General features: G+C 43.5%; 5 protein-coding genes. 1 reads left to right on the top strand and 4 read right to left on the bottom strand.

Translation table 11 applies throughout. The annotated features are described in order from the left end of the window. Positions 1-94: 94 nt before the first annotated feature. From ACYVRB_RS13945 to ACYVRB_RS13930, 4 genes are read right to left on the bottom strand one after another with little or no spacing between them, the layout of a single operon-like run. Positions 95-940, bottom strand: a complete 846-nt coding sequence (locus tag ACYVRB_RS13945; protein ID WP_461216032.1) for an MFS transporter — start codon at positions 938-940, stop codon at positions 95-97. A gap of 13 nt (positions 941-953) precedes the next feature. After that, on the bottom strand, positions 954-1,436 hold the full coding sequence (locus tag ACYVRB_RS13940; RefSeq protein ID WP_461216031.1) for a NanQ anomerase/TabA/YiaL family protein: 483 nt from the start codon (positions 1,434-1,436) through the stop codon (positions 954-956). 32 nt (positions 1,437-1,468) lie between these two features. Then, positions 1,469-4,432, bottom strand: coding sequence for an alpha-L-rhamnosidase (locus ACYVRB_RS13935; RefSeq protein WP_461216030.1), 2,964 nt, complete (start codon positions 4,430-4,432; stop codon positions 1,469-1,471). Continuing rightward, entirely contained in the window at positions 4,429-5,346 is a 918-nt protein-coding gene (locus ACYVRB_RS13930; protein WP_461216029.1) for a dihydrodipicolinate synthase family protein, read from the bottom strand. Before ACYVRB_RS13930 ends, ACYVRB_RS13935 begins: the two co-directional genes overlap by 4 nt. An 84-nt stretch (positions 5,347-5,430) precedes the next feature. On the opposite strand from ACYVRB_RS13930, the gene ACYVRB_RS13925 reads away from it, so the two are divergent. After that, a partial coding sequence (locus tag ACYVRB_RS13925) for a transposase (protein WP_461213240.1) occupies positions 5,431-6,047 on the top strand: 617 nt, incomplete at its 3' end.

The raw sequence follows: 6,047 nt of genomic DNA, 5'->3' as shown, positions 1-6,047 counted from the left end.
TCGGTCTGTTCGTGGTGCATCGATCACCAACTTCTCCGCTCAGTCAGTATTCGCAACGCTCCAAACGTTGCTTTCAGACCGGCCAGATGCGATTTCATGTCCCAAATACCGAGGTGAATAATCCAGGATAAGGAATCATCGATACAAATCCGACTTTCATCATTGACAAGCCTCGTTCTTCTTCCAAATAAGTCGGAAGCCATGTCAACAATACCCATACCGTATACGTTACACAAAAGTTTCCAAGCATCATGCCAATCGTGGAGCGCTGAACAAACAACTTCAAAATACTGATTTTAACTGTTGACTCCTCTTCTGGTTCATCAGTTCCACCCTCTTCGACTGACACATCTCTACGCTCACGGTGCACGCGCAACCAGATGAATGGGACAATCAATCCCACAATTCCCAATCCAATAAATGTCCATCGCCAGCCGATGTAAACCAACAGCGTTGTCATAATTGGACCACCAATGATATTGGCGATTTGGCCACCAGAGTTGAAAATAGAGATTGGCAGTCCTCGCTCTTTTTCATTGAACCAGTCCATAACGACACGCGTCCCACAGATGAAGAATGGTGATTCAGCGATACCCAGTAACATACGCGATCCATACAATGAATAGAAGCCTTGCGAAATCCCGACACACATAGCCGAAAGGGCCCAGAGTAATGTACTAATAAAGAAAACCCGCTTAGCACCAAACTTATCAACTAGTTTACCCGCAGGCAAATTAGCAATCGCGTATGGCAACTGAAATGCTGAGAGTAGAACCCCCATCTTAGTTGCACTAATCGCGAGCTCCTTTTGCATGGACGTTGCTGCATAACTCAAGCTCACACGATCAAGATAAGCGACTACTGCGCCAAAAAGAAAGAACCAGACTAATACCCAACCGTAATTATGTTTCTTTTTGATGACTTCTGGTGTTTTTTCCATTAGCTCATCCTCCTCAGTATGCTTCGATTCTGGTCACTGGGATTTTGATACACGCTTTGATCACATTGGAAGACTTCCCATCTGTTTTTACACACGGTTGATGCACATCTCCTGGGAAAAACACGGCATACTCGCCAGTATTAAAAGTCTTTTCAATAACTTCAGTAGTCGGTAACTCGTAAAAACCAGCATCACTTTCTGCAAAGTGATCCTCACTTAAGACCATTTCGCCGATTTCTTTAACACGCATCAACTCTTGTCCAGAAAGAATCAACTGAAAATCAATGTACTTCCGATGTGATTCATATTTACAATCCTGCTCATCTCGCGTCTGATATTTTTGAATTAGAATGAAGGCGCCATTTTCACCAACATCGTACCTTCCTTCAGATAATTGCTTTAAATCGTTTGTCTCAATATATTGGAAAACTTCGTTAAATACTGGTTGCTTGCGAAGCAAAGCAGTATCTAAACTATTTAAATTTGAAATTATCATAACAAGGTTCCTTTCATCTGCTAAACGATTCTTTACGTTCGTTGCACATCGATTTTGAATGTTCCTGAATTCAGGCTGTAGTGTTTACCTTCCAGGATTAACTCGGCACTAACATTTGCCGGAAGTATTACTTGATATGCTACCGTTTTTGATGAAACAACATATTTGACGCTAATTTTCCCGGAAATTGATTTATACGACGCCTCGACTGAAGAAACTCTGTCGTCAATATATGGTCGCAATCGCACTTTGCAAAATCCGGGTTTTTCAATGTCGGGTTTGATGCCAACCATGTATTCATACATCCATTGACCAACTGATCCAAGTGAATAGTGATTAAACGAGTTCATACGAGGATCTTCGAAGCCCGCCTCTGCCGTATAGCCATCCCATCTTTCCCAAATGGTTGTCGCTCCCATTTTGATTGTATAACCCCAAGAAGGGTAAGACGTGTTCAAGAGAATATCATAGGCCAACTTTGTGTAGCCAAACTTACACAAGACCGGTAGCAAAAATTTTGCTGATAGGAACCCCGTTGTCAAATGATTTTGATGACGATTAAGGTTTGCCACTAACCATTTGATCCCTTTTCTTGCCATTTCCCCAGTCAAAATTTCAAATGCGAGTGATAACGTGTATCCGGCTTGAGTGTCGCCGGATACCTTACCATCGCCACTAACGAACCTTTCTATGAATGCAGCCTGGATGCGCTTGGCCAACTGTGCATAACGTTGCGCATCTTCCTGCTCTCCTAACAACATGGCAATTTCTTTCGTAAGAACAACACTATGGTAAAAGTACAGCGTCGCAATTACATCTTTGGGCGCTTCTTCCCCAACTGATAACCAATCTCCAAAACCCTCATTAGGGCGTATCAATCCGTCACTATTTTTCTCACAATACGCTAACCAGCGCTTGATGCTCGGATAGGCTTGGCGAAGCGCGTCGCGATTGTTGTATTGCCGGTAAAGTACGTATGGCAAGATCACCATTGCATCTGCCCAGGCCGGTGTACCAGCTCCAAAAAATCCTACAGCTGGTGCAACATCTGGGACCGCCCCATCCGAATGCTGAGCAAGAATCATATCACGAATATATTTTAGATAAAATGTCTGAGTATCCATGTTATAGCTTGCTGTCTCGGAAAAGACTTGGGCGTCAGCAGTCCAACCGACCCGCTCATCTCTCTGGGGACAATCAGTCGGTACGCTTAGAAAATTTCCTTTTTGACCCCAATTGATATTGCTGAATAATTGGTTAACCAATGCATTGTTTGTGTTGATTGCACCAGTTTGTCTCATGCTTGAATAGATGACTAATCCTTTGATCATTTCTGGTTTAAGTGGAGCTTGGAACCCAGATACTCGCATAAACCTGAACCCGTGGATAGTAAATTTGGGGATATACGAAAAAGGCTTTCCCGACGTGATCGAGTAATCTTGTTGCTTAGCATTGCGCAAATTTTCTTGATATAAATCTCCCTTATCTAGGGCCTCGCCAAATGCCAATCGCACCATTGTCCCAGCAATGAGTGTTTCTGGCACTTTTAGTTCATAGACCCCCGAAAAGTTCTGTCCAAAATCAACAATGTAATCGTCACCCAAAGCTTGAATTTGCTTTACTTCAAGCACTTGCATCACTCTAGGCAAAGGCTCCAGCTGTGGTAGTAGCCTCTCCTTCATTGGACTTGTGGCAACTGGCCGGCGTAAACCATCTTCTGAGATTCGTGCATCATACTCAGTGCCAAGCAATAAATCATTACCCAATACGGGGCCAAAGTAGTATTTCCACTGTTTATCCGTTGTCACGATCTGATGACTACCGTCATCAAATATCAATTCAAGTTGCGCACAAAATTTATTGTGTGTACCATATTGAAACGGTCCCATCATAGCAACATTACCGCTATACCAGCCATCACCAACAATTGCTTTTACGATAATCGCTGATTTCCCGACGCAAAACTGACTGATGTCAAAGGTTTGATAAGATATTCCCTGATGATAGTCGGTATATCCAGGATTGACGGACGTATCCGTTATCGGAGCACCATCAATCTGGAGCTCATACACACCACACGCTGTTGCATGTAGATATGCAGCACATAGAGAATGATTAATCTTCACTTCTCGTTCATAATAGATTGCTCGTTTTGCGATGTCAGTGATTGCAAATTCGGGTAGGTGACTGATATTTCCCCAGGGATAATCTTCAAATTGTGCTAGCTCTCGCGCAGGAGATGGCGCCTCGCTCTCTATATTTGCCAACCATGAATGATCTGAAATTATCTCTGTGTGGGTGCCCTCAGCGCCTATCAAGACGATTTTTGCACACAATGAACGTGAAGCATTAACACCCTTAAGATGCTCATCAATACTCCGAAAATCAAATACGTTTTCTCCGATGATAAGGTCATTTGAAATATCAATGTTCGTAACTTGACCGATATGATGTGCAAAGTAGGAATGTCCATGATTAAGATTAATCTTGGTGAGGTCTGGACTAACAACCAACAAAATTGCTTTTTCAATTTTGAAATCGATTGTAATCCGCTTTTGATAATAAATGTAACAGTCACGATTTTGATTATTCTGTGCTGTAATCCACTTAGCTCTTTCCATATTAACTAAGTCGTTATCCGTTTGCACCCAAGTATGGATCCACTGGGATTTTCCCCAATCAGATTCACCTAGTGCTGTTCTAAAGTCGCTATGACTAACCACCTTTAAGCCGTCAGACATCTCACATTCAAGATTAAGCCGATAATTCTCACTGGGGTTCAAAGCCTCCCCAGTGTAGTCAATGTTGAGTGTTTCCTGGGTATTGACAACGCCACTATCCCAAATCTGATTACCGGCTTGATCGCTTAACAATAGCTGATAAGATTTCTGAATTGCTGGTGGGCATTGTGTGAAGTCCCAAGAAAATTTAATTTGGCCATGACAGTCAATATTAATGGGATTGATTGCACCATTGACTCTTAAATCCTCAATCATCGAATTGCTTCCTCTACCAGCTTATCCATTTCAACTTTGAACGATGCAATTTCATTTTTCATATTTTGATCCAGTTCATCCGAAATGCGAGTCCGTGAGTAAATCGAGCTAAACACACCCAACTGCTGTAGAAAATACTTCGCATTAAGCGGGTAACACTGGCGCTCAATGAGTGCACCTAATGTGATTACGTTTTGCGCGTTTTCAGCGCCTTTTGGATCATCTTGGAAATGATGTGTGACGTAATGATACAGTTGCGGATAGAAGTTAGCCATGACACCGCAGAAGCCTGCAATTCCATCGCGTAACGATGGGAGCAATGAGCCCGAATGTGCATTAAAGATTTTAATACCCATCCCCTCTACAGCTTTTTGTTTTGCACCGATCACGTCAATGTCACAACTCGTATCTTTTAAGAAATGGAATCTTCCAGTATTCGCCGCCCATTTCAGTAATTCTGGTGTTAACCCGTATGCATACGGATAAGGGCACTCATAGAATGCCAGCGGAATATCCGGTGACAACCGATCTAAAAGTTTCGTCACCCGAGCCTTCCATATTTCCCCGTTTTCGTGAGGGTTGGCAAAACGATTGGTCAGCAAGACAACTGCCTCAACACCTGTGGCATAGATATTTTCAATCTGCTGAACCATTGTATCTGTGTCCAGAGAAGTATGACCACTGGAAATTACCGGAACCCGTCCAGCAACATGGTCAACAACGAATTGCGTAATGTGCTGCGCTTCAAGATCACTTAAGAAAAACATTTCACTCGACTGACAAACCGCAAATAGGCCATCAACCTTATTTGCAATATACCAATCAACCAGACGCCCAAGTGACTCATAGTCGACCTCGTTATTCTCTGTAAACGGGGTTAACATTACAGGCCAAACACCATTGGGAATGTTCACCTGGATTATTCATAGAATTTCAAAAAAGCAGCGCAATCCCATGATTCACACGGGACTGCGCTGCTTTGGTGTTTCACCCATTGGGTGCGCCTATATGCTAAGGTTGAGTCGACGAAAACCATCACGAAAGCGAGGCTTCACACCATCTCAACTTTAACCAGCTTATCCCTGCAATGCAATACCAATGTGACTGTGACCGCCGACGGCGGTCAACTTTCAAATGACGCCGGACTCGTTTTGTTCCAAGAGTTTCTTCATCGTATCAACTTTAGGCAACTTGCCAATCAGTGCCTCAAGTTACCAGACCAACGACGATTCTGGAAGGCCTCGATGATCGACATCTTCTTGGAAAAATTGTTGCTCGACGTTGCCGGGTATTTACATGACAGTAGTGCCAATGACTGGCAACGTGATCCCGTACTGGCGGCCACCTTGGGTAGCTCTCGGCTAGTCTCACAGCCCTCACTTTCACGGTTTTTCAAGCGCCTTGAAGACGCCGACCTAGATGACTTTCGGAAGCTTATCTGGCAAGTAGCCGCCTTGGCTTTCCGTCTTAGTGGTCAATCCCGCTTCGTGCTGGATATAGACTCAACGCATTGTGATACTTTCGGTAATCAAGAACGGTCCGCCTTCAACGCTCACTATATGGCCTATGGATATCACCCTCAGGTTGTATTTGATCAAGAGTCCGGGTTGCTCTT

The organism is Lacticaseibacillus boliensis, assembly GCF_054784775.1.
The sequence above is the reverse complement of the archived record's forward strand: the minus strand, read 5'-3'. Positions and strand labels throughout refer to the sequence as shown.

What these genes read in the sequence shown, in the direction of transcription:
- ACYVRB_RS13945 (WP_461216032.1), bottom strand. Translation starts at nt 940, where the DNA reads ATGGAAAAAACACCAGAAGTCATCAAAAAGAAACATAATTACGGTTGG.
- ACYVRB_RS13940 (WP_461216031.1), bottom strand. Translation starts at nt 1,436, where the DNA reads ATGATAATTTCAAATTTAAATAGTTTAGATACTGCTTTGCTTCGCAAG.
- ACYVRB_RS13935 (WP_461216030.1), bottom strand. Translation starts at nt 4,432, where the DNA reads ATGATTGAGGATTTAAGAGTCAATGGTGCAATCAATCCCATTAATATT.